Annotated in this window: 26 protein-coding genes; 11 read left to right on the top strand and 15 right to left on the bottom strand. The window is 72.8% G+C overall.

What is annotated here, in order from left to right; translation table 11 throughout:
- Nucleotides 1–25: 25 nt before the first annotated feature.
- A complete protein-coding gene (locus AMIR_RS18885) occupies nt 26–352 on the bottom strand; it encodes a hypothetical protein (protein WP_015802554.1) in 327 nt (108 codons plus the stop codon).
- Between the two features lie 139 nt (nt 353–491).
- On the opposite strand from AMIR_RS18885, the gene AMIR_RS18880 reads away from it, so the two are divergent.
- Entirely contained in the window at nt 492–1,166 is a 675-nt protein-coding gene (locus AMIR_RS18880) for a GNAT family N-acetyltransferase (protein WP_015802553.1), read from the top strand.
- Nucleotides 1,167–1,173: 7 nt separating this feature from the next.
- Here AMIR_RS18880 and AMIR_RS38245 read toward each other — a convergent pair whose 3' ends face one another.
- Nucleotides 1,174–1,863, bottom strand: coding sequence for a hypothetical protein (locus tag AMIR_RS38245; protein WP_015802552.1), 690 nt, complete (start codon nt 1,861–1,863; stop codon nt 1,174–1,176).
- A gap of 109 nt (nt 1,864–1,972) precedes the next feature.
- Here AMIR_RS38245 and AMIR_RS38240 point away from each other — a divergent pair, with 109 nt between their 5' ends.
- Nucleotides 1,973–2,305, top strand: coding sequence for a TetR/AcrR family transcriptional regulator C-terminal domain-containing protein (locus AMIR_RS38240; protein ID WP_049796886.1), 333 nt, complete (start codon nt 1,973–1,975; stop codon nt 2,303–2,305).
- 57 nt (nt 2,306–2,362) lie between these two features.
- On the opposite strand, the gene AMIR_RS18865 is transcribed toward AMIR_RS38240, so the two are convergent.
- Nucleotides 2,363–2,572, bottom strand: coding sequence for a DUF8129 domain-containing protein (locus AMIR_RS18865; protein ID WP_015802551.1), 210 nt, complete (start codon nt 2,570–2,572; stop codon nt 2,363–2,365).
- A 175-nt stretch (nt 2,573–2,747) separates the two neighbouring features.
- Between AMIR_RS18865 and AMIR_RS18860 the strand changes: the two genes are divergently transcribed.
- From AMIR_RS18860 to AMIR_RS18850, 3 genes are all read left to right on the top strand, one after another.
- Complete coding sequence (locus AMIR_RS18860) at nt 2,748–3,092, top strand: DUF6292 family protein (protein ID WP_049796885.1); 345 nt, start codon at nt 2,748–2,750, stop codon at nt 3,090–3,092.
- 337 nt (nt 3,093–3,429) lie between these two features.
- Complete coding sequence (locus tag AMIR_RS18855) at nt 3,430–3,846, top strand: hypothetical protein (protein WP_015802549.1); 417 nt, start codon at nt 3,430–3,432, stop codon at nt 3,844–3,846.
- Between the two features lie 340 nt (nt 3,847–4,186).
- Nucleotides 4,187–4,600, top strand: coding sequence for a VOC family protein (locus tag AMIR_RS18850; protein ID WP_015802547.1), 414 nt, complete (start codon nt 4,187–4,189; stop codon nt 4,598–4,600).
- 51 nt (nt 4,601–4,651) lie between these two features.
- Here AMIR_RS18850 and AMIR_RS18845 read toward each other — a convergent pair whose 3' ends face one another.
- The 5 genes from AMIR_RS18845 to AMIR_RS18825 are packed head-to-tail and all read right to left on the bottom strand — an operon-like array spanning nt 4,652 to nt 7,279.
- The gene (locus tag AMIR_RS18845; protein ID WP_015802546.1) at nt 4,652–5,098 is read right to left on the bottom strand and encodes a hypothetical protein; all 447 of its coding nucleotides are present in this window, start codon (nt 5,096–5,098) and stop codon (nt 4,652–4,654) included.
- Nucleotides 5,095–5,619 (bottom strand): hypothetical protein, encoded by a 525-nt coding sequence (locus AMIR_RS18840; RefSeq protein WP_041836861.1) that lies wholly within the window; start codon nt 5,617–5,619, stop codon nt 5,095–5,097. The genes AMIR_RS18845 and AMIR_RS18840 overlap by 4 nt, the downstream gene beginning before the upstream one ends.
- Nucleotides 5,612–6,112: a WXG100-like domain-containing protein gene (locus AMIR_RS18835; protein WP_015802545.1), complete on the bottom strand. Its 501-nt coding sequence runs from the start codon at nt 6,110–6,112 to the stop codon at nt 5,612–5,614. Before AMIR_RS18835 ends, AMIR_RS18840 begins: the two co-directional genes overlap by 8 nt.
- Complete coding sequence (locus AMIR_RS18830; RefSeq protein WP_015802544.1) at nt 6,109–6,435, bottom strand: WXG100 family type VII secretion target; 327 nt, start codon at nt 6,433–6,435, stop codon at nt 6,109–6,111. Before AMIR_RS18830 ends, AMIR_RS18835 begins: the two co-directional genes overlap by 4 nt.
- Before the next feature lie 10 nt (nt 6,436–6,445).
- Nucleotides 6,446–7,279 (bottom strand): hypothetical protein, encoded by an 834-nt coding sequence (locus tag AMIR_RS18825; protein ID WP_015802543.1) that lies wholly within the window; start codon nt 7,277–7,279, stop codon nt 6,446–6,448.
- 129 nt (nt 7,280–7,408) lie between these two features.
- On the opposite strand from AMIR_RS18825, the gene AMIR_RS18815 reads away from it, so the two are divergent.
- Nucleotides 7,409–8,671, top strand: a complete 1,263-nt coding sequence (locus AMIR_RS18815) for an MFS transporter (RefSeq protein ID WP_015802542.1) — start codon at nt 7,409–7,411, stop codon at nt 8,669–8,671.
- A gap of 53 nt (nt 8,672–8,724) precedes the next feature.
- On the opposite strand, the gene AMIR_RS18810 is transcribed toward AMIR_RS18815, so the two are convergent.
- The 3 genes from AMIR_RS18810 to AMIR_RS18800 all read right to left on the bottom strand — a co-directional run bounded on the left by AMIR_RS18810 (nt 8,725) and on the right by AMIR_RS18800 (nt 12,756).
- Nucleotides 8,725–10,032: a PIN-like domain-containing protein gene (locus tag AMIR_RS18810; RefSeq protein ID WP_015802541.1), complete on the bottom strand. Its 1,308-nt coding sequence runs from the start codon at nt 10,030–10,032 to the stop codon at nt 8,725–8,727.
- 70 nt (nt 10,033–10,102) lie between these two features.
- Nucleotides 10,103–11,497: a pyridoxal phosphate-dependent decarboxylase family protein gene (locus AMIR_RS18805; RefSeq protein ID WP_015802540.1), complete on the bottom strand. Its 1,395-nt coding sequence runs from the start codon at nt 11,495–11,497 to the stop codon at nt 10,103–10,105.
- Nucleotides 11,494–12,756, bottom strand: a complete 1,263-nt coding sequence (locus tag AMIR_RS18800; protein ID WP_015802539.1) for an MFS transporter — start codon at nt 12,754–12,756, stop codon at nt 11,494–11,496. Before AMIR_RS18800 ends, AMIR_RS18805 begins: the two co-directional genes overlap by 4 nt.
- Before the next feature lie 151 nt (nt 12,757–12,907).
- Between AMIR_RS18800 and AMIR_RS18795 the strand changes: the two genes are divergently transcribed.
- Nucleotides 12,908–14,110, top strand: coding sequence for an RICIN domain-containing protein (locus AMIR_RS18795; RefSeq protein ID WP_015802538.1), 1,203 nt, complete (start codon nt 12,908–12,910; stop codon nt 14,108–14,110).
- A gap of 26 nt (nt 14,111–14,136) precedes the next feature.
- On the opposite strand, the gene AMIR_RS18790 is transcribed toward AMIR_RS18795, so the two are convergent.
- Together AMIR_RS18790 and AMIR_RS18785 are read right to left on the bottom strand one after the other, a co-directional pair.
- The gene (locus AMIR_RS18790) at nt 14,137–14,766 is read right to left on the bottom strand and encodes an MBL fold metallo-hydrolase (protein WP_015802537.1); all 630 of its coding nucleotides are present in this window, start codon (nt 14,764–14,766) and stop codon (nt 14,137–14,139) included.
- Nucleotides 14,763–15,848, bottom strand: coding sequence for an S-(hydroxymethyl)mycothiol dehydrogenase (locus tag AMIR_RS18785; RefSeq protein ID WP_015802536.1), 1,086 nt, complete (start codon nt 15,846–15,848; stop codon nt 14,763–14,765). Before AMIR_RS18785 ends, AMIR_RS18790 begins: the two co-directional genes overlap by 4 nt.
- A gap of 242 nt (nt 15,849–16,090) precedes the next feature.
- Between AMIR_RS18785 and AMIR_RS18780 the strand changes: the two genes are divergently transcribed.
- From AMIR_RS18780 to AMIR_RS18770, 3 genes are all read left to right on the top strand, one after another.
- Nucleotides 16,091–17,818, top strand: coding sequence for a serine/threonine-protein kinase (locus AMIR_RS18780; protein WP_041836857.1), 1,728 nt, complete (start codon nt 16,091–16,093; stop codon nt 17,816–17,818).
- Between the two features lie 76 nt (nt 17,819–17,894).
- On the top strand, nt 17,895–18,530 hold the full coding sequence (locus AMIR_RS18775; RefSeq protein ID WP_143760788.1) for a hypothetical protein: 636 nt from the start codon (nt 17,895–17,897) through the stop codon (nt 18,528–18,530).
- 144 nt (nt 18,531–18,674) lie between these two features.
- A complete protein-coding gene (locus AMIR_RS18770) occupies nt 18,675–19,904 on the top strand; it encodes a DNA sulfur modification protein DndB (RefSeq protein ID WP_015802533.1) in 1,230 nt (409 codons plus the stop codon).
- A gap of 72 nt (nt 19,905–19,976) precedes the next feature.
- On the opposite strand, the gene AMIR_RS18765 is transcribed toward AMIR_RS18770, so the two are convergent.
- Nucleotides 19,977–20,375, bottom strand: coding sequence for a MerR family transcriptional regulator (locus AMIR_RS18765; RefSeq protein WP_015802532.1), 399 nt, complete (start codon nt 20,373–20,375; stop codon nt 19,977–19,979).
- Between the two features lie 194 nt (nt 20,376–20,569).
- On the opposite strand from AMIR_RS18765, the gene AMIR_RS18760 reads away from it, so the two are divergent.
- Nucleotides 20,570–21,700, top strand: a complete 1,131-nt coding sequence (locus tag AMIR_RS18760; RefSeq protein WP_015802531.1) for a sporulation protein — start codon at nt 20,570–20,572, stop codon at nt 21,698–21,700.
- Nucleotides 21,701–21,749: 49 nt separating this feature from the next.
- Here AMIR_RS18760 and AMIR_RS18755 read toward each other — a convergent pair whose 3' ends face one another.
- Complete coding sequence (locus AMIR_RS18755; RefSeq protein WP_015802530.1) at nt 21,750–22,574, bottom strand: nitroreductase/quinone reductase family protein; 825 nt, start codon at nt 22,572–22,574, stop codon at nt 21,750–21,752.
- Between the last annotated feature and the right edge of the window lie 244 nt (nt 22,575–22,818).

Below are 22,818 nucleotides of genomic sequence, written 5' to 3'. Positions count from 1 at the left end.
GCCGCCGACCACCGCGCCCCGCCGGTCACACCCGCGTGCGCCACTCCTCCTGCCACCCCACCCGCGCCTGGTACACGGTGGCCAGCAGCCGCAGCGTCGGCTCGTCCGCCAGCCGCTCCACCTCCTCGCGCAGCAGTTCGGCCTTCCGCTGGAACGGCACCAGCGCCTCGTCCTCCGTCGGCGCCACCCCGCCGCCGGTCAGCAGCAACCCGCGCCCGTCGTCCGTGCGCAGCAGGCTCAGCCGCCCCTGCTGCTCGGCCTCCACCAGCAGCGGGACCTTGCCCTGCTCGGCCCGCCGCTCGTCCTCGGCGAGGCCCTCCAGCACGAACCGCCGCATCTCCTGTTCACCCATGCCCCACGGTTCTCCACAACCACACCCGTTCAACCCCGCCCGTTCGCCCGCGCCCCGGTCCACGATGTGGTCCCGGTTGGACAGCGCGCCCGAGCCGGACGGATGATCCCTCCCGGTTTCCGGCCAGGAGGAGGGGCGCATGTCACCGCTGGACAACCCGTCCTGGTCGGCGCTGAACGGCGCGCAGGCCCGGTTCGCCGAGGGCTCCGGGGCGGCGCGGCGCTACCACCGGGACGTCGCGCCCTTCCACTCCGTGCCCTCCGACCCGGACGCCGCCGCCTGGCGCGACCTGGCCCGGTTGACCGGACCCGGCGCGCAGGTCGTCCTCAACACCAACGCCGACCTCCCGGCCGACTGGGAGCTGGTGCAGCACACGCCCGCCGTGCAGCTGGTCGACGACGGCATCACGCCCGCGCCGGACGCCGAGGCGGTGCGGCTCGGCGCGCCCGACGTGCCGGAGATGCTGGACCTGGTCGCCCGCACCCAGCCGGGGCCGTTCCTGCCGCGCACCGTGGAGCTGGGCGCCTACCTGGGCGTGCGGCGCGGCGGGGCGCTGGTCGCGATGGCGGGGGAGCGGATGCGCCCGGACGGCCACACCGAGATCAGCGCCGTGTGCACCGACCCGGCCCACCGGGGTCAGGGTTTGGCGGCGCGGCTGGTGCTCGCGGTCGCGGTCGGCATCGCGGAGCGCGGCGAGACGGCGATGATGCACGCCGCGTCCGCGAACACCGGGGCGATCCGGGTCTACGAGAAGCTCGGGTTCGCGGTGCGCCGGGAGACGAAGTTCATCGCGGTCCGCGCGCCGCTGGCGTGACCGGCGCTCAGGCCGGCGAGCCCTCCGCGCGCCGCTCTTCCGGCTTCCTGCCGACCTCCTTCCGGCCGCCCTCCTCCCGGCCGCTCTCCCCGTGGGCGCCCTCGTCGGCGCCGAGCGAGCCGTCGAGCAGCTCCCGCCCGCGCGCCTCGAACACCGAGGCGTAGACCGCCGAGTACTTCTCGTACACCGCGAGCTTGTCCGCCTCCCGCACCGACTCGGCCCGGAACTCGTCGCGCAGCCTGCGCATGGTGTTCACGTCCGAGCGGCGCTTGCGGCTGTGCAGGTAGGGCTTGAACGTCACGTTCAACCCGCCCACCACGGCGGCGAGCAGCAGCAGCGCCTTGCCCAGCGGCGTCTCGGACGAGGCGAACCCGGCGGCGAGCACGGCGGGCACCGCGATCAGCACCACGCTGTAGGCCATGCCGGTCGTGCGGTGCACCACCCGCCACAGCGCCATGCGGTCGCAGTCCCGCCGCATCCTGGTGTCCAGCTCGGAGATCAGCGCCTGCGCGTCGTCGGCCACGGCCCACATCCTGGCAGCCGCGACCCCCGCGCAGCGGCGCTTCACCCCGCGCTCGCCCGTCCGGCCCAACCACCCGGTCGGGCCAGGGTCGCACCCGGCGGAGAGGTCCAGCTCGGGCACGCTCTCCAGCAGCCGGGCCCACTCGGGGTGCGCGGCGGCCTTCTCCCGGTGCACCGCGTTGACGGCCTCGGCCAGCTCGGGCGAGCCCTCGTCGGCGAACCGCGTCGCCGATGTCCGGGCCCACCGAGGAGAACGACACCGGTTCCAGGGCGAGCTGGCCTCGGTGCCGGCGTCCGACGAGGTGCGGTCGCTGCGGCTGCTCGCGCTCGGCAACGCCGCGCTCTTCCCCGAGCTGGTCGGCGAGGTGCGCCGCCGCACGTCCGCCGCGACCGCCACCGCGCTCACCGACCGCCTGGCCAGGCTGGTCCTGTCCGGCGCGCTGAGCCGCTGCGAGCCCGACCGCGCCGCCGGGCACCTGCTGTCCCTGGTGGACGGCGCGCTGGACGCCCGCTCGGCGTGGGGCAGCCGCGCCCTTCCGCCCGCCGAGGCGCGGGCTGCGGGGGAGGAGGCGGCCGAGGTGTTCCTGCGCGCGTACGGGGTTCAGCCCACCGGCTGACCGCCCCGCCGGTCGTCACCCATCGTCACCGGTCACGGTCGGGTCGTTACGGCGGTGTTACGCGGGTTCGGGTCTCGGGACCGGCGAGGCCCCCGCCTCCAGCAGGTCCAGCCACCCGATCAGCACCCGCAGCACCGGCGTCCGACCCGCGTTCGCGCGCTCGTGCGCCAGCACCTCCGACACCTCATCGCACCCCAGCGCCCGCACCCGCTCGCGGAGCTCCTTGAGCCCGAGCAGGTCGTAGTCCGGCAGCGGAAAGTCGCTCACGGGGACCCGGCTACCCGCCCCCGGTGGTCACGAACCGTGCGCACCCGGCTACGCCACTACGGGGAAATCCCGTGTCGTGGGACACATGAGTGATTATCGGATGTTTGTCCGGGTACAGGGGCTGTACACCGAACAGTTCGGTGAGAGGGGCATGACTACTTCACGGGGTGAGTTGATGGACCTCGATTTCGATGACACCGTGGTGCGGGAGCTCGAGCTCTACGCGCGTCGGGTGACCAGGGCGCTGGGTCTGAGCGGTGACAGCTCCTGCTTGCAGGGCGAGCAGCCCGCCTCGGTCTACCTGGCTCTGGACGGCGTGCTGCCCGACTTCCCGGACCGGGACGTCGCTCTGCTCTGGGACGAGAACCGGGGCTGGGCCGCCGCCGTCGAGGCCGATGGCCAGGACCCGGTCGTGGTCGCCCGGTTCGGCACGGAGGTGCGTCCCGCGCCCGGCGACGTCGCGAACTGGGTCGACGGTCTGCTGGAGGACGTCGAGGTCCCCCAGTCGCGCATCGCGTGAGCGCTCCCTGGCGCCGGTTCGCCGGAGCACCGGCTCAGCGCGGCGCCGGTGCGACGGAGTGCCGCGCACGCGGTCACCGCAGTGCGAAAGGGCCCGCCCCCTCGTGGGGGGCGGGCCCTTTCGCGTGCTCGGGGTCGGCGCGGTGGTCGCCTCTCGGCGAGTGGCACGTGGCGGCTCCAGCCTGACGGTATTCCGCGACGGCGCTAGGTGAGGCCCGGGGACACGACCGCGCCGACCGATCCGTACAACGGCGGGGGCCCGCCGGATGTTCCCGGTTCGGCCAAGTGGCGCTCGTCACGCCGGGATTGCTCCGAGCGGCAGCGGGTACACGCGTCCCATGAGCCGAGACGAGCAGGCGGAGGAGCTGGTCGGGTACGCCCCGCAGGCGGGCCCCGACGAGGTCGCCGAGGAGCTGGACGAGGACCGGCTGCGCCTCGACCCCCTCGAGGCGGGCATGGACCCGCCCGAGCACTGGACCGCCGCCGACAAGTACGGCACCACCCCGTACGAGCAGGCCCACCCCCGCCCGCTGGACGACCGCCTCGCCGAGGAGCAGCCGGAGCTCGACGACCGCCCGCGCCCCGAGGCCGACCCGGACGCCGAGACCGACCCGGACTCGCCCGGCGACCCGGACCTGCTGGCCGTCCCGCTGAGCGAGGCCGAGCGCAGGGGCCAGGCCGCCGACGAGGCGGGCGGCTCCACGGCGGGCGCGATGCGCGCCCCGGACGAGGTCGTCGAACCCGACGAGGGGTGAGCCCGGCTCCCCGCTCTCCGCGGAGGGCACGTCCGCGCGGCCCTGCTGGCCCCGCGCCGCTGAACCCGAGCCCCCGAGGTGCGACCCACCTCGGGGGCTCGGCCCCGTCCCGCTACCGGGGCGGCTCGGTGGCCGGTCGCTCCGCGAACGCCCCGACCAGCGGCACCCCGTCCACCGTGAACTCCGCTCCCGCCTCCGCCTTTCCCCCCGCCGCACAAGCCGGACCGCGCCCCACCCCAGCCTCACGCGCCCCCCAGGCCCCCTCGCGCTGCGAACCCCGCCCGCCGTTGGCACGATGTGCCCGCCGCCCACCCGCAGCCCGCCCGCCTGGAGGTTCGCCGTGGTCTCCCGACTCAGCCCGTACATCAGCTTCCGCGCCGAGGCCCGCGAGGCCATGGAGTTCTACCAGCGGGTCTTCGGCGGAACCCTCGTCGTCTCCACGTTCGGCGAGTTCGGGATGCCCGACCCCGAGTTCGCCGACAAGGTCATGCACTCGATGCTCCAGACCGACCGGGGCTTCACCCTGATGGGCTCCGACACCCCGCCCGGCATGGACTACGCCGAGGGCAGCCGGATCACCGTCACCCTCAGCGGCGACGCCGACGACCACGAGCTGCGCGAGTACTGGGCCGCGCTCACCGAGGGCGGCACGACCCTGGTGCCGCTGGAGAAGCAGATGTGGGGCGACGAGTTCGGCACCTGCGAGGACCGCTACGGCGTCCGCTGGATGGTCAACATCGCGGCGCGCGCCTAGAAGCCGCCGCCGGGGGCGGGACCGCTCGGACCCCACCCCCGGCGACGCCGGTCAGACGGCTTCGAGCAGCGCCGAGATCCGGGCCACCCGGTCGTCCGGGTCGAACTCGAAGTGCAGGTACCGCCCGTTGGCCCGGTACCGGTCGAACGCCGGCCCCGAGCGCTCCGGCGCGCCCAGCAGCGCCGACACCTCGTGCCGGGCGGCCACGGCGGGCAGCCCCGCCACGAGCGCCTCCGGGCGCGGGTACAGCCCGTACGACGGGTCCTGCGCGTCCGGCTGCGTCCGCACCATCGCCGACACCAGGACGTCGTCCTCGAACAGCAGGTCGGTCCCCGCGGGCTTGAAGATGAAGTACACCGACCTCTCGCCGTCGAAGTCGAGCTCCTCGACCTCCATGGCGGGCCCCACCAGGGTGATCGCCTCCAGGATCCGGCTGTCGCCCTGCCGGTGCCCCAGCACGTCCAGGAACACGGCCGCTTCGCCGCTGACGGTCGTCACAGAATCCCCTTCTTGCGGTTCTCCGCCTTCAGGGCGTCCAGGGCCGCGTCCACGTCCTTGGCCGAGTACCCCTTGGCGAGCAGGTTCGCGCGGGTCGTAGCGTAATCCCTCTTCGCCGCCGCGCTGAGGTCCGCCGCGTCCGAGCCGATCTGCGTGGGCGTGTTCCTGCCCCGGTACGTGTCGCTCTTGGCGTGCACGTCCTTCGGCACCTCGATCGCGCTGCCCCGCTGGTGGAGGTCGCGCGCCTCCTGCGGGGTCAGCTTGCGGCCCAGCCGCTTCTCCTCGGCCTTCTTCAGCGCGGCCGAGGACGGGATGTGGTCGTGCTCCAGGTTGTCGCCGACCTTCTCCCGCTTCTTGAGCGACTCGTACGAGCCGACGTCGAGCGCCTGGACCGGGTTGTTCGACGAGCCCCCGGCCGGTCGCTTGCCGGTGCGCAGCTTCTGCACGACCGGCGTGAAGATCCCGGCGCCGGCGTTCGCGGTGCCCGCGGGCGACGGCTTGGGCTTTTTCGTCTTAGGCACCGAGCACCTGGCTGACGGCGAGGCCGATCACCTGGTCGAGGACGAGCGAGGTGATCTGCTTGAAGATCGGGATCTGGAGCAGCGAGAGCCCGAACGTCGGCACGGCGGTGGCGATGGCCTGCACGATCTGCACGGCCAGCACGACGAGCTGCACCACGACCGCGATCTTGAGCGCCACGACGACGCCCGCGCACACGTACAGCCCCGCGCCGACCAGCGAGGAGGCCGTGGCCCCGTCGTCGAGGTTCTGCTTCGGCGCCTCGCCGTCGGTCCAGAACGCCTTGAACCGCTCCACCGCCGCACCGCTGCTGGTGTCCAGCACCAGCTGGGCGTGGCCGTCGGCGGCGGTGGCGGCCGGGCCGAGGCGGTCGGCGAAGCCGGACCACAGGCCGCCGAGGTCGAACAGCTTGCCCTCGTCGCTCTCCGGCCAGGAGAAGCCGAGGGTGTTGAGCAGCCCCGACAACTCGGGCGGGAGCATCATTCCGGCGGTCATCCCAGGTTTCCCATCAGCAGGTGGAAGGCGTCGCTGGCCGCGGTCTCGGTGGCCGAGTAGTCGTCGGCCATGCCCTGCAGGTTGAGACCGATCTCGCCGAGCGCCTCGGCGTTGTCGCCGAAGGACTCGAACGCGGCCTCCGAGACGACCTGGTAGATCGTGGCCAGCGCCGAGCCGAGCTCGTCGCCGCCGAACGCGCTCGCGAGCGCGTCGACCTGGCCGCGGAACGAGGCGAGGTCGTTAGCCAACGCGGCCCCGGTCTCCTGGATCGACTGCGCGGAGTCGCCGAGCGCCCGCGTGTCGACGTCCATGTCCTTGAACACCGCGCGCCCCCTAGTCGATGTTGCGCATGATCGTGGTCAAGCTGGTCGTGTACGAGCGCAGGTGGTCCAGGCTCTGCTCGCGCACCTGCTCGGCGCGCGCGCCGATCCGCTGCAGCGCCTCCAGGTCCAGCCCTGACCGCTCGGTGGCGCCCGCGCGCTCCTCCCACTCCTCCAACGCGGTGTTGACCGCCTCCAGCACCGCCTGGCCGAGGTCGGCGGGGGAGAGGCGCACCGCCGCGGTGGTCAGCTCCAGCTCGGTCACCGAGCCGTCGGTGACGGTGGCGAGCACCTCCTCGGCCTCGTCCCGCCCTTCTCCGGTGACCGGGGGCGCGGGGTCGGTCGACAGCGCGGCCTGCGTGGAGCGCACCACGTCCAGCGCGTCCTGCAGGAGGTGGTCGACGTACTGCGGCGAGCTGTCGCCGTTCAGGCCGGTCTTGCCCGAGAGCTGGGCCATGGAGGCGTTCAGCAGCTCCTGGACCCGGTTCAACGCCTGTCCGCCCTGGAGCGCGAACTCGGAGAGCTGGGCGCCGACGGCGCCGAGGTCCGGGCCGGGGTCACCGGCGGCGGGAGTGTCGATCCGGGATTGCGCCAACGCCGGGTTGATCGCCTCGCGCAGCAGCGCCGACACGGCGCCCGCGGGCTGGTGGAGCGCGTCCTGGTCGACGGTCACCGCGAAGATCCGGCGGTCCCGCACCACGGCCCGCACCGCGCCCTCGCCGGACGTGCCGACCGAGTCCTCGTACTCGCGCCCGTCCGGAGCGGGAGGCGCGCCCCCGGCCCGGACGTAGGCTAACCACTGGCGCTGCTCGTCCAGCCTTGCCTGGTAGTCCTCGTCCTGCGTCAAACCCGTCCTCCCCGTCGAGTGAAGATCACCCAAAGTACCGGTCCGCCTCACCGTGCCCCGTCCGTGTCCCCGCCCGGCGCAGCCGCCCCCTCCGCAGGGTGATCACGCCGATCTGGGAACCTCCACCGGGTGAGCACTGGGAGAGGCGGCCTCGGCAGGCTGCTGACGTCGTCCGGGGTCTCGAACCTGGCGGACGGGATGTACAAGACCGCGTTACCGCTGCTGGCCCTGCAGCTCACCCGGTCGCCCGTGCTGGTCGCGGGGGTCGCGGTGGCGGTGAACCTGCCGTGGCTGGTGTGCGCGCTGCCCGCGGGCGTGCTCGTGGACCGGGTGGACCGCCGCCGCGCCATGCTGGTGGCGAACGCCGTCCGCGCCGCGCTGCTCGTGGTGCTGGGCGGGGCGGCGCTGGGCGGGTTCGCGCCGATCTGGGCGCTGTACGCGGTGGCGCTGTGCGTGGGGACCGCCGAGGTCGTCCACGACACGTCGGCGCAGTCCGTGGTCCCGGCGGTGGTCGACCGCGCGGGCCTGGACCGCTCCGGCCTCGACCGGGCGAACAGCGCGCTGCAGGGGCTGGAGCTGGCGGCCAACCAGTTCGTGGGGCCCGCGCTGAGCGGTCTGCTGGTGGCGGCGGGCGCCGTCGCCGCGTTCACCGCGCCCGCCGCGCTGTGGCTGGTGGCCGTGGTCGCGCTGTGGGGGCTGCGCGGGGTGTTCCGCGCCGAGCGCGCCGAGCCGACGTCGGTGCGCGGCGACCTGCTGGTGGGCGCGAGGTTCCTGGTGGGGAACCGGTTGATGCTCACGATGGTGCTGTCGGCGGGCGCGGTGAACCTGGCGCTGCAGGCGGTGTGGGGCGTGCTGCCGCTGTTCGCGGTGGGGGAGCGGTCGGTGCTGCACCTGACCGAGCGCGGTTACGGCCTGCTGCTCGCGGGCACCGCCGTGGGCGGCCTGGTGGGCGCGGCGCTCGCGCCGAGGCTGGTGGCGCGCGTGGGCGCGCGGATCGCGCTCGGCGCCGGCCTGCTGGTGATCCCGCTGACCCTGTTCGGCGCGCTGCTGATCGACACGGCGTTCCCGGCGGTGGTCGACGGCGTCCCGGTGGGCGCGCTGGCCCTGGTGGTGCTGCTGGCCGCGCAGAACGCGAGCGCGGTGGTGTGGAGCGTGGTCGTGATGGGCCTGCGCCACCGCGTCGTCCCGGACGCCCTCCTCGGCCGCGTGACCGCCGCGCACCGCGTGGTGTCCTGGGGCGCGGTCCCGCTGGGCGCGGCGCTGGGCGGGGTGCTCGGCGAACTGCTGGGCCTGCGCCCGGTGTTCGTGGTGGCGGCGGCGCTGCTGGTGGTGACGGCGGTGCTCGTGCTGCCCCGGTTGCGCGACGCGGGGCAGGGGGCGCTCGTGGGGTGAGGGTCCTCCGCGCGGGGCCAGGGGTTCCGGCCCCGCGCGGTTGCTCGGGGTGCTCAGCTGTCCCGGTCTTGGGGGAGATCGCCTTCCAGGATCGCAACCATCTCGTCCGGGATGCGGAAAGCGCCAGCCTTGACTTCCCCGTAGTAGTAGAGGGTGTCCAACGGCTGGCGCACGCCTGGGCTCACGACCCCATTCCGCTGTAGTGCCGAGGTGATCCGCCTGGTCGGCTTGGTGAACCCGCGCAGCATCCGGTCGCTGTCGTACCCGCAGATCGCGTAGACCGCCTCCCTGCTGATCGTGCCGCCTTCCCGCGCCGCCGCCCTGATCACCTTGTCCAGCATCAACCCTTCCGCCTCCAGCAGGTCCAGCAGCGCCGTGACCCCTTCCTCGGTCCAGAGCGCGTCGGCCGCCTCACCGGCCTCGTCGTTCTCGATTTCGGGGGCGATGACCCGCTCGCGACTCACCCGCTCCGCGTCGTCGACGGAGTCGCTGCGCACCTCGACGTTCAGCGTTCTGGCCCGTTTGAGCAGTTCGGTGGGACGGATCATGTGCAACCGCTGCCCGCAGTGCCGGAACAGCTCCAAGGAGAGCTCGATCCTGGGGCCGTAGAAGTCCGACTTGTGGCGCCACCACCAGTCCTCCTTCTCGTCCCCGGTCACGAACAGCACGTCTGTGCCGCGCTTGGCCGTCTCCCCCATCAGCTGGGTCCACACCAGGTAGTCCCCTGCGGGGCCTTCCGGCAGTGAGGAGTCCCCCTTGTCCTTGTCGCAGTACCCCGGAGGCTCCTCGGCCGCCGCACGGCGCTTGCCCTCGGCCACGGCTTGCCGCCACTCCTCGTCGGACGGGGGAGAGCCGACCTTGCCCCGGAGCAACTCCTCGACCTCCTGGAGAACCGGCTCGTGCTGCCTCTGGTCCGCATTGGCGGTGGAGACCGGGGTCAGTGCGCCGATCCGCCCCTTGAGGTCGGAGTAGAACTCGCTCAAGGATTCGATGAACCGGGAGGACTCGCCCTCTCGGATCGCCGTCGCCTTCGCCCACGACCGGATGGCGTCCTCGGCTGCCCGGTTCTGCTTGTCCAGTGCGGCGAAAACCTGGTCCACGCTGGTGTCGCGGCTGTTCAGCACGATCATCCGGTTCCGCCAGAACTCGTGCATCACCTGGTGAGGAACCCATAGGCGGCCCTTGATCTCGCGCAGTACGCCTAAGAGGTCATCGCGGGTGGAGCTGTTGTAGCGGTAGAGATTGAGCAGCACGTTCGCGTCCACGACCACTAGCGCCGTCTTGAGGGCCGACTCCAACTCCTCCTCAGACGGCAGCCGGTAACCAGGAAAGTCGTCGTAGATCCCCGCCCCATCAGCCATCGTCAGCCTCCAAGCCTCCGTTGCCCATTAGTCGCAGCGAAGCCTTGATGTGTTTCCACCCCACAAGGCCCTACGAGTGCAGCACCCCCAGGAACTCCACCAGCAACCGCTCCCGCACCCGAGGCCCCGCCGCAGCCAGCAGCGTGTTCACCCCCGCCATCCGCTCCGGCAGCACCCCGCCCCCACCCATCCCGGTCGCCGCCAACAACCCGGCGACCCCCTCCGCCGTCACCTGGTCGGGCGTCAACCCCCGCACCGCCGCCAGCACCCCCTCCGGCACCTCCGGCGCCCCCAGCTCCCGAGCCGCCGCCACCGACGCGCTCAGGTCCGCCAGCAGCTCCGCCTCGTGCCCCGCGTTCGCCGCCGTCAACGTCAGGTGCAGGTTCGCCGGCGACGCCCCGTGCGCGAACTGCGGCTGCGCGTACCACCCGCGCGCCTTCAGCTCGTCCGCCACCACGAACACGTCCACCCCGCCCGTCCCGTCACCGCCCTCCCCGGCCACCGCCAGCAGCGTCGCCTCCGGCTCGCCCAGCACCCGCAGCCCCGCGATCGCGCCGATCCCCTCCCGCACCACCCGGGCGCTCCGCAGCGCCCGCCCCGCCAGCTCCCGGTACCCGTCGTCACCGATCCGCCGCAGCACCGCCCACGCCGCCGCCACAGGTCCACCCGAACGTGTGGACTGCATGGTCGTGTTCAGCATCGTGTAACCGGGCCAGTCCGCGCTCGCGAAGAACTGCGCCCGCCGCAACCCGGCGTCGGCGTGCAGCAGCACCGACACCCCCTTCGGGCAGTACGCGTACTTGTGCAGGTCCACCGACACGCTCGTCACCCCCGCCACCCGGAGGTCGAACGGCGCCACGTCCGCGTGCGGCAGCACCCACCCGCCGATGCACGCGTCCACGTGGCACCGCACCCCGCGCCCCGCCGCGACCGCCGCGATCTCCGCCACCGGGTCCACCACCCCGTGCGCGTACGACGGCGCGCTCGCCACCACCAGCACCGTCGTCGCGTCGACCGCCGCCGCCATCGCCGCCGGGTCGGCCCGGAACGTCACCGGGTCCACCGGGACGGCCACCACCCGCACCCCGAAGTAGTGCCCCGCCTTGTGGAACGCCGCGTGCGCCGTCTCCGGCACCACCACCGACGGCCGCGCCACGTCCGGCCGCGAGTCGCGCGCCGCCAGCACCGCCAGCAGGCACGACTCGGTCCCGCCCGACGTCACCGTCCCGACCCCGCCGCCCAGCAGCCGCGCCGCCGTCGCCACCACCTCCCGCTCCAACCGCAGCAGCGACGGGAACGCGGTCGGGTCCAGCCCGTTCGCGGGCGCGGCCAGCGCGTGCGCGGCGGCGGCGAACTCGTCCAGCCCCGGCAGCGCGCTGTCGTACACGTAGGCCAGGGTGCGCCCGCCGTGCGTGGGCAGGTCGGCGGCGCGCAGCGCGGCCAGCTCGGCCAGGGGATCGGTCACCGGGGAGTCTCCTCACGGGGCAGCAGCGGAAGGGGCAGCACGGCGAGCAGCGCGGGCAGCGCGGTGAACCCGACCAGCGCGGCCAGCACCGCGCCGCTCGTCTGGGTGACGTCCCCGCTCGTGCTGGCCGCGTACCCGCCCACCGCCAGCACCACCCCGTACGCGCCCGGCCCCAGCGCCAGCCCGAGCGTCTCGCCCGCCGTCCACACCCCGGAGAACAGCCCGGCGCGCCGCCCGTCGACCGAGCTGATCACGTCCGGCAGCATCGCCATCGGGAACACCTGCATCCCCGCGTACCCGACGCCCGCCACCGCCATCACCGCCACCACGGCCGCGCCCGGCAGCACCCCCGCCGCCCCCAGCCCGGCCGCCGCGACCGCGAACAGCGCCGAGGCCACGACCAGCCCGGTCCGCTTGCCGACCCGCCGCCCCACCCGCTGCCACAGCGGCATCACCAGCAGCGCGGGCCCCACGAACGCGGCGAACAGCGCCGTCTGCGCCGACCGGTCGCCCAGGACGAGCCGCGCGAAGTAGTCCACCCCGGCGAGCATCGCGCCCAGCCCGACCGCCTGGACCGAGAACACCGCCAGCAGCCGCCGGAACGCCCGGACCCGCAGCGCCACCAGGAAGTCGCGGGCCGACGGCGCCGCGGGGTCCCGCCGCACGGGCGCCCCGCGCGTGCCCACCACCGAGGCCAGGGTCCCCACCAGGATCAGCGCCCCCACCGCGACCCCCATCACCCGGTACCCGTCCGCGCCCCCGACCAGGTCCCGCACGGCGGGCGCGCCCGCCCCGCTCACCAGGATCGCCAGCGCCAGCACCGCGACCCGCCACGCCAGCAGCCGGGTGCGCTCGTGGTAGTCGTCGGTGATCTCCGCGGCCATCGCCACGTAGGGCACCTGGAAGAACGCGTAGGCGGTGGCGCACAGCAGGAACACGGCGGCCACGTACGCCGCCGCGCCCCACCCGTCCCCGACTCCGGCGAACAGCGCCGCGAACAGCGCGGCCGTGGCCGCGCCCCCGCCCAGCAGGAACGGCCGCCGCGCCCCGACCCGGTCGCTGATCCGCCCGGCGACCGGGTTGAACAGCACGTCCCACGCCTTGGGGACCAGCACCAGCGCGCCCGCGACGGCGGCGGGCACGGCGAGCGAGTCGGTGAGGTAGGGCAGCAGGAGCAGACCGGGGACGGTGCCGAACGCCCCGGTGACGAGGGAACCCAGCGCGTAGCCCGCGCGCACGCGCGTCGTGGTCGGCTGCATCGTGCGGGTGATCCTCGCACGGGTGAACGGCCCGGCCGCCGTCACGGCTGCGGGGTTCCGCGCGGTAATCGGCTTTTCGAATTGATCTTCACTGCATATGCTCCCAGCGCACCGGCGGGGCTGCCCCGCCGATCACCACTGGGGGAAGAGCATGTCAGCAGCGCTGAGGACAGCGGCTCTGAGGACGGGCGCGGTCCTCGCCGCGGCCCTGGTCTGCACGGGTGTCGCGGTGGCGCCCGCGCAGGCGCAGGAGGCCGCAGGCGAGATCACCGGCACGGTCTGGATCGACCGGGACGGGGACGGGCAGGTCAACCGGGTCGGCGAGGGGCCGCGCTACGCGACGGAGCGGCTCAGGTCGTACACCGAGGTCGAGGTCGTGGCGCGCGAGACCGGTCAGCGCTGGACGGCGCAGACCAACCCGTACGGGGAGTTCCACTTCTCCGGCCTGCCGCAGGGCGTCTTCGACGTGTCGGCGGACGCGGTCGGGATGCGGTCGCTGGGCCCGGTCACCCGGCAGGTCGAGCTGACCGCAGCCGCCCCCGCCGCGGCCCCGCTGATGTTCCCGCAGCTGGGCAACAACATCGTGGTCAACGCCGTGGTCGACTCCAACGGCGACGGGATCCTGACCGACGAGCGCGGCAAGTTCGACCAGACCTTCTACGTCAGGGGCCGCGACGTCGAGGGCAAGCCGTCCTACGGCGACACCGTGACCCTCGGCCCCGCCAACGTCATCGAGGGCCTCCCCGCCGGGGTCTACACGGTCTACTCCTACACCCCGCCCGCCGGGACCAAGCTGACGAAGCCGAACGTCCGCACCAACGCGGACCCGGTGGACCAGGACTCCGACTTCGTGCAGTCCTACTACGGCCCGACCACCCTGCCGCACGTCTTCACCGGCGACGACGGCGTGTGGACCCCCGGCTTCGGCGTGACCGAGGGCCAGGGCGAGACCAACCCCGTGCTGACCAACGCGGCCAGCGGGTGGTGCCTGGACCAGGAGCACCCGACCGGCGCGGCGACCGAGGTCGTCGGCGCGCACCACTGCAACACCGGCGCGAACCAGCGCTGGGTGTTCGAGTGGGCGGGGCCGGACGTGGTCAAGCTGGCCAACGAGCGCACCGGGCACTGCGTCGACCAGGAGCACCCCAACGCCGTTGTCGCCCACCCGTGCGGTGGCGGGGACGAGGAGTTCTGGCGGGTCGTGCACGACGAGCGGGTCGACGAGGCCGCGACGCTGGTCAACGTGGCGACGGGGCACTGCCTGGACCAGGAGTACCCGAGGGGCAGCGCCACGACCAAGGTCGGCGCGTACCCGTGCAACGGCGGGGCGAACCAGAAGTGGCTGGTGCGCTGACCCCTGGAACGCGAAGAGCCGGGGGACTAGTGCCCCCTGGTGATCCAGTCGCCCAGGTGCGGGCTCTCGTCGCCGATCTTCGTGCTGTCCCCGTGCCCGGTGTGCACCACCGTGTCCTCGGGCAGCGACAGCAGCCGCTCCTCGATCGAGCGCACGATCGTCGGGAAGTCGCTGAACGACCGCCCCGTCGCGCCGGGCCCGCCCCGGAACAGCGTGTCCCCGGTGAACACCACGCCCAGCTCCGGCGCGTGGAAGCACACCGCCCCCGGCGCGTGACCGGGCGTGTGCAGCACCACCAGCTCGGTGCCCCCGACCGTGATCCGCTGCCCGTCCGAGAGCTGCCCGTCCGGGCGGCGCTCACCGTGCGTCAGCTCCCACACCGGCAGGTCCGCCGGGTGCAGCCACACCGGGGCCCCGGTCGCCTCGGACAGCGCGGGCGCCACCCGGACGTGGTCGTCGTGCGCGTGCGTCGCCAGGATCGCGACCACCCGCCTGCCCGCGACCAGCTCCAGGATCGGCTCCACCGCGTGCGGCGCGTCGATCACCACGCACTCGCTGTCGTCGCCGACGACCCAGATGTTGTTCTCGACGTCGAAGGTCTGCCCGTCCAGCGAGAACGTCCCGGACGAGGTGGCGTGGTCGACGCGCGCGGTCACAGCTGGACCACCGAGCGCAGCACCTGGCCGCCGTGCATCTTGTCGAACGCGGCCTCGACGCCGTCCAGCGCGATCGTCTCGGTGACGAACGCGTCCAGGTCGAGCCTGCCCTGCTGGTACAGGTCGACCAGCATCGGGAAGTCGCGCGAGGGCAGGCAGTCGCCGTACCAGGACGACTTGAGCGCGCCGCCGCGCGAGAACACGTCGATGAACGGCAGCTCCAGCGTCATCTCCGGCGTCGGCACGCCCACCAGGACCACGGTCCCGGCCAGGTCGCGGGCGTAGAACGCCTGCTTCCAGGTCTCCGGGCGGCCCACGGCGTCGATCACCACGTCCGCGCCGAACCCGCCGGTGAGCGCCTGGATGGCCTCGACGGCGTCGGTCTCGCGGCTGTTGACCACGTCCGTCGCGCCGAACCCGCGCGCCCACTCCAGCTTGGCCGCGTCCACGTCGACGGCGATGACCTTCGACGCGCCCGCGAGCTTCGCGCCCATGATGGCCGCGTTGCCGACGCCGCCGCAGCCGATGACCGCGACCGTGTCGCCCCGGCTGACGTTGCCGGTGTTGATGGCCGCGCCGATGCCCGCCATGACGCCGCAGCCGAGCAGGCCCACGGCGGCGGGGGAGGCCGACGGGTCGACCTTCGTGCACTGGCCGCTGTGCACCAGGGTCTTCTCGGCGAACGCGCCGATCCCCAGCGCGTTGGTCAGCGGGGTGCCGTCCTCCAGCGTCATCGGCTGGGCGGCGTTGTGCGTGCTGAAGCAGTACTGCGGCTTGCCCTTGGCGCACGCGCGGCACGAGCCGCACACCGCGCGCCAGTTGAGGACGACGAAGTCGCCGGGCGCGAGGTCGGTGACGCCCTCGCCGACCTCCTCCACGATCCCGGCGGCCTCGTGGCCGAGCAGGAACGGGAACTCGTCGTTGATGCCGCCCTCGCGGTAGTGCAGGTCGGTGTGGCAGACCCCGCAGGTCTGCACCCTGACGACGGCCTCACCCGGACCGGGGTCGGGGATGATGATCGTCTCCACGGTCACCGGCTGGCCCTTGGCCTTGGCGACGACGCCACGGACGCGGTGCGGCATGTACCGCCCCTCCCTGCTTGTTGCGCTGACAACTGATCGGTGGCGACGTTACGCGATCCGCTCGGGAGCGGCGCACGTTGACCTTGAGGTGTCGCGCGTGTTCCGGCGTCCACAGTGGACGACGGGTCACCAGGGGAGTTGCGCGCACACCCCGCCGAGAGATGAAATCACTACCGGTGATATCAAGCGCGTTCGCCGTACCTCCTGGTGGGGTACACCCTTTGTTGAACGTGTGCGCAGACGTGAGGAGCACCGTGGAGGACCGCACGATCGCAGATCGCTACCGGTTGACGGAGCGGATCGGCGCAGGTGGCATGGGCGTGGTCTGGCGCGCCCAGGACCAGCGGTTGCACCGCGTAGTCGCCGTCAAGGAACTGCGCCCCGGAATCGCGTTCGACGAGGCCTACACCGAGCGGGCGATCCGCGAGGGCCGGATCGCCGCACGGCTCCAGCACCCGAACGTGATCGCCCTCTACGACGTGGTCGAGCACGACGACCGGCCGTGGCTGATCATGGAGTACCTGCCGTCCAAGAGCCTGGCGGCGCTGCTGTCCGAGCGCGGCAGGCTGCCCGCCGACGAGACCGTGCGGCTGGGCATCCAGCTCGCCTCCGGGCTCGTCGCCGCCCACCACGCGGGCGTGGTGCACCGCGACGTGAAGCCGGGCAACGTCCTGGTGACCGAGTTCGGCACGGTCAAGATCACCGACTTCGGCACCTCGCGGGCCGCCGACGAGGTCACGATGACCGCGTCCGGGCTGCTGATCGGCACGCCCGCGTACCTCTCGCCCGAGGTGGCGCGCGGCGGGCGGGCCGAGTTCCCGGCGGACGTGTACGGGCTGGGGGCGACGCTGTACGCGGCCGTCGAGGGCGGGCCGCCGTTCGGCACGGACGCCAACACGATCGCGATGCTGCACCGGGTCGCCGAGGGCAAGTACGCGCAGCCCGAGCACGCGGGGCCGCTCGGGCCGGTGCTGAACCGGCTGCTGGACGTGGACCCGGCGACCAGGCCGACGATGACCGAGGCGGTGCGGCTGCTGCGCGAGGTGCGGCCGGACTCCTCGCCCACGGCGGTCGTCGCCGCGCCCGCCGGGACCACGGTGATCGCGGAGCCCGCCGTGGACGCGCTGCCCGCCGAGGCCGCGGCAGGCGCGGCGGCGGGGGCAGCCGCGGTCGCCGCCGCCGCCGACATCGCCCAGTCCACGCCGCAGCCGACCAAGGTCGACGACCTGGCGGCGGCCCCGGCGGAGCCGGAGCGGGCGGCGGAACCGGAGCAGCGCCACCCCCCGACCGTCGTGGACGAGCCCGCGACGGCGTTCACCCCGGCGCCGCCCACCCCGTACGTGCCGCCGCGCCCGCAGTACCGGACGCAGCCGGACCAGCCGGAGGAGGAGGGTGGCGGGCGCAAGGTGCTGCCGATCGTGGCGCTCGCGCTGGCCACGCTGGTCATCGCCACGCTCGTCACGTACCTGGTGAACCAGTCGGGCCAGGACGACCAGGCGGTCACCCCGCCCCCGCAGACCACGGTCACCACCGAGGTGACCGGCGGCGAGCAGCCCGGCGGCCAGGACACCGGCGCGGGCGAGCAGAAGCCGACCAGCGACACCCCGTCGTCCCCGCCCGCCCAGAGCTCGTCCGCGCCGCCGCCGCAGACCAGCACCCAGGAGCAGCCGCCCCCGCAGCAGACCGCGCCGGTGGACCAGGGGCTGCGGGACTACTACTCGCTGCTGCCGGGCAACACCGAGGCCGGGTACGCGAGGCTGACGGACAACTTCAAGGCGGGGCGCGCGGGCACCTACCAGGGGTACGCCGGGTTCTGGCAGACGATCAGCTCGGTGTCGTTGACCGACGTGCAGGTCGTCGGCCCGAACCAGGTGCGCGCGACCGTGGTCTACAACGGCGGCTCGCGCGAGACGAACACCTTCACCCTGGTCCAGTCGAACGGCCAGTGGCTGATCGACGGCCAGTCGTAGCGGCCACGGGGCGCTGCCCCCCGACCCGGCGTTTCGCCACCCCGCGCCGGGTCGGGCGTCACTAGCATCGGTGACCGTGGGCTTCGACCTGGCGGCGTGGCGGGAAACCGCGCCGATCACCGCCGAGGCCGCGCTGGAGAGGTACCGGGACCTCGCGGCGCGGTCGCCGGCCGATGCGGTGGAACCCGAGCTGAAGGGGTTCCTGGAGGAGCTGGGGAGCGCGTTCGCCGGGGCGGCGGCGCCGTGGTCGCAGGAGCCGAGCGCGCGCGGCGGCGTGGTCGTGATGTCGGCCCGGTGGTCGCAGAGCGATCGGGTGCACGCGGTGGTGCGGGAGTTGGCGCGGCGGCACGGGCTGGTGTGCTTCGACCCCCAGGAGCGGCAGGTGCTGCACCCGTGGGTGACGCTGTCGCTGTCGGACGGGACCCGCGTCGAGAACCCGGACGCCGCGCGGATCGCGGCGGCGTTGGGGAGTCTGTCGCGGAGCAGGTACTACGCGATCCTGGAGCGCGCGGAGCAGGACTACGTGCAGGTGGGGTACGCGGGGGGCTTCGGGGCGGTGAGCTACGCGCTGGAGCGCAGGGAGGGGTCGGCGGACCGGCACTACCGGTGCGAGCTGCCGGACTTGGCGCGGGTGACGCGCGCGTTCGAGGCGTTCGCGGCGGGGGAGGACGGGTGGGCGGCGGGGTTCGCCTGGTACCGGGTGGAGTTCTGAGGGGTACCTGGAATATTTTTTGCGGTAATCCGCAATAGTGCGTGCAAGGGTTTTGCGGGGTGCGCCAAGATCATGTTCACGCACTGAGCGGTGCGCCCATCCTGGGGATTTCGCAGTTCCCGCTTTCCTGTTCCGAGGTGCTCCATGTCCATTTCCAAGTTCAACCTCATCCGCCACAAGTCGCTCACCGAGGCGCAGCAGGCCGCGTACGAGGCCGCTGCCTCCTCCGACGGGCGAGTGCTCACCTGCGCGGTCTTCCAGCAGGGCGGGCGGATCATGCTGTCCACCGCGTTCACGTACTCGTTCCTGGTCAACAACGTGAAGGCGGACTCCGCGGTCAAGGGTGGCAGCCCGAGGTTGGCGACCAACCGACCGGTGGACACCAGCCACGTGCGGTCCATCGTCAAGTACCTCGGCGAGAACCTGGGCAACTACATCATGCCGCCGCTCACGTTGAACGTGAAGAACATCCCCATCCTGCACGTGCCGGAGGGGAGCTTCGGCAAGACCGTCGGATTCGCGGTCATCGGTGACGACACGAAGTTCTCGGTGACGGACGGTCAGCACCGCTTGGCGGCCATCAAGAAGTACGGCGAGTCCATCGACGACCCCGAGTCCGCATTCATGAGCGACGGGATCTCGGTGGTCATCGTCATCGAGCCGGACACCGCCCGAATTCACCAGGACTTCGCGGACGCCGCCCAGACGAAGCAGATCCCCGCGAGCTTGCTGGCCGTCTACAACACCAGGGAACCGCTCAACCGGGTCCTGACCAAGGTGGTGGAGGAAGCAACGCTGTTCTGCGGTCGGATCGACGAGACCTCGAAGAGCCTGCCCAAGAACTCCCCGTCGATCTTCCTGCTGAACCAGGTGCGCGGCATGGTCAAGGAGCTGCTCTTCCACGACTACGCGCTGTCCGAGTCGAGCATTCCCGCGCGCAGCAACCAGGTCATCGGTTCCACCCAGGCGCAGGACCTCTACATCGCTCGCATCAAGACCATGCTCGAGATCCTCACCAAGTACATGACGCCTTGGAACGCGATCGCCGAGCTGCCCACCAGCGGTGGCCCGGCCAACCAGGTCGTGGACTACCGCAAGCAGTACATCAACATGACCGCGACCGGCCTGGTGATCATCGGGCACGTCGCCTACGAGATCGAGAAGAACCCCGACCCGGCCTGGCGCGAGCAGCGCTACGTCGAGCTCGCGCAGAAGATCGACTGGCGGCGTGACGCCGAGATCTGGCAGAACAACATCATCAGCGGCGACAAGATCACCACCGTGCGCGGGCCGGGCCGGGTCGCGGCCGGGAAGGTGATGGAGCAGCTGGGGCTCCGCGCTCCGGAAGCGCCCGAGGCCCCCGTGCTCGGCTGATCTTCGGAGGTCATCACCCGCTGCCCCCGGGAACCGCCCCCCGCGGTTCCCGGGGGCAGCGGCGTGCTCAGCTCACGGCAGCAGCAGATCCGGCGGGATCTGGAGCGCGATCGTGATCAACGACTGCACCCGTCCCGCGATCACCGCCAGCAACCCCTGCAACTCCGGCGCCGCGGCGTCCGCAGCCCCCTTCAGCAGATCCAGGTCCGCCCCGATCCGCTCCAGCGCCCCCGTCACGTCCGCCTCCCCGGAGGTCATCGCCTTCGCGATCTCCTCCAGCGGCAGCCCGCCCGCCTCCAGCTCCTTCACCAGCGCGATCACGTCCGCGTCCTGCTCCCGGTACAGCCGGTAGTTCCCCCCGGACCGCCCGGCGGGCATCAGCAGCCCCAGGTTCGTGTAGTGGTCGACGGTCCGAGGACTCACGCCGGCCTTCGCCGCCAGCTCGCCGATCCTGATCAACGCCTCGGTCACCGCGCCACACCACCTTCCACCCGTGCCCGCGCCCGTTCCCACGACAATCAACACGCAAACCATACAGTGCCACGTGCTACTGTCACGCTCAGTGCCCGTCTCGACCGATTCGCGTGGTCACCGCAGCACGATCCCAGCACTACCACACCACCGGCACGACCCCCACCTCATCCTTCCCAACGGAGGAAAACCTGATGTTCAAGCGGATGCTGAGCGCCTTCGGCGTCGGCGGCCCGTCGGTCGACACCGTGCTGGACTCCCCGCACACCGCGCCCGGCCAGCTGATCAGCGGCCAGGTGCGCATCCAGGGCGGCAGCTCCGAGGCGGTCATCGACCAGGTCGTGCTGTCCCTGGTGACCCGCGTCGAGGTCGAGCGGCACGACAACGAGTACGCGGGCGTTGCCGAGTTCCTGCGGGTCGCGGTCGCCCACAACGTGCGCGTCGCCGCGAACCAGCCGCTCTCCGTGCCGTTCCAGATCCCGGTGCCGTGGGAGACCCCGGTGACCGCCGTCGGCGGCGCGCCGCTGCCCGGCGTGTCCGTGGGCGTGCGCACCGAGCTGGTCATCGCGGGCGCCCCCGACAAGGGCGACCTCGACCCGGTGCTGATCTCCCCGCTGCCCTCGCAGGACCGCGTGCTCCAGGCGTTCGGGCAGCTCGGCTTCCAGTTCCGCAAGGCGGACGTCGAGGCAGGCCGCATCCACGGCGTCAACCAGGAGCTCGGCTTCTACCAGGAGCTGGAGTTCTTCCCGCCGCAGCAGTTCGCGGGCCGGGTCAACGAGGTCGAGCTGACCTTCGTCGCGAACCCGCACGAGCTCGTCGTGGTCCTGGAGGCCGACAAGCGCGGCGGCGTGTTCAGCTCCGGTGGCGACGCGTTCGGGCGCTTCCACGTGTCGCACAACGACGCCATGCACACCGACTGGGCGTCCGCCATCGGGCAGTGGCTCACCCAGGTGGTCGAGCGCGGTGGTCACGGCGCGTTCGGCGGTCAGCCCGGTTACGGCGCGAACCCGGCGTTCGGCGGCAACCCCGCGTTCGGCGGCCAGCCCGGCTACGGGCAGCCCGGCGGTTACGGCCAGCCCGGCTACGGTCAGCCCGGCGCCTACGGGCAGCCCGGTTACGGTCAGCCGGGTTACGGCGGCCAGCCCGCCTACGGCTACGACCAGCACCACCACCAGGAGCGTCGCGGCCCCGGCATGGGCGCGGTCGTCGGCGGCGTCGCGGCGGGCGTCGTCGGCGGCATGATCCTCAACGAGGTCATCGACGAGGTCGGCGACTCGTTCGAGGACGAGGGCGAGGACTTCGCGGGCGGCTTCGACGAGGAGTGACCCGCCTCCCGCCGTCCCGCCGGACCACCCGGCGGGACAGCGGGAAACCTCACCCCAGCAACGGGATCAGGTTCTCCTCCTCGTACCGCAGGTGCGCCTCCAGCTCCTCCGCGAGCCGGTCCACCTCGTCCGCCACCCCGGCGCCCCCGCCCGCGACCGCCTCCTTGAGCCGCGCCAGCAGCGCCGCGATCGCCTCGTGCTCGCGCGCCAACCGGTCCATCACCGGCCCCATCTCCGGGTACCGGTTCCGCAGGTGCGGGAACAGCATCAAGTCCTCACCGGTGTGGTGGTTGCGCAGCCCGGCGCACACGGTCAGGCAGTTCACCCGCAACTGCGCGCCGAGCGTCCCGCCCGAGGCCCGGATCTCCTTGCGCACCAACGCCAACTCGCGCCGGAACGCGTCGTGCACGGCCAGCAGCGCGCCCCCCATCGACTTCTCGTTCGGCGTCGGCGGCCCCGGCACCGGGTTCAGCGCCACCACCGGCAGCACCCGCGTCGTCTTCTCCTGGTACGCGCCCCACCCCGGATCGGCCTCGACGGCGCGCGCGAACATCCGCGCCCGCTCCTCGCCCCGCAGCACCTCGGCGTCCGCCTCGTAGGTGAAGACCCCGTTCTCCACGGTCACCCTGGGGTTGGCCACCAGGTTCAGGTACCAGTCGGGGTGCTTGGGCGCCCCGCCCGCCGACGCGATCACGAGCACCCGCTCCACGTCCGGCAGGTAGCCGACGGGGTTGGTGTGCTTGGCGCCGGTGCGCGCGCCGGTGGTGGTGAGCAGCAGCAGCCTGCCGCCCTCGAACATGCCGCCGACGCGCCCGGCGTTGGCCCGGAACTCGTCGATCACCTGCTGGTTGAACTGCTTGAAGGCATCGGTCATGGGGTCTCTCCAGGGTTTTCCGGGCAGGCCGAGGACACCGGCGGCGTCGGGCGTGCCTCGGTGGGAGGTGGTTCACAGGGCGCGTCGCGGCGACCGGTCGGCGCGGACCGGTGGTGGGGACGCGGGCAGCGCGGCGCTCAGGCGTCGCGAAAACCCGACCTGGCAAGGGAGAACGGCGCGCTGAAGCCCACGAAGGGCGCGCGGAACCCGTGCGCGGTCGTCAGGGGGAGGAGAACCCGGATGC

This window comes from Actinosynnema mirum DSM 43827, assembly GCF_000023245.1.
GTDB lineage: Bacteria > Actinomycetota > Actinomycetes > Mycobacteriales > Pseudonocardiaceae > Actinosynnema > Actinosynnema mirum.
This window is presented reverse-complemented; position numbering and strand designations above follow the sequence as displayed.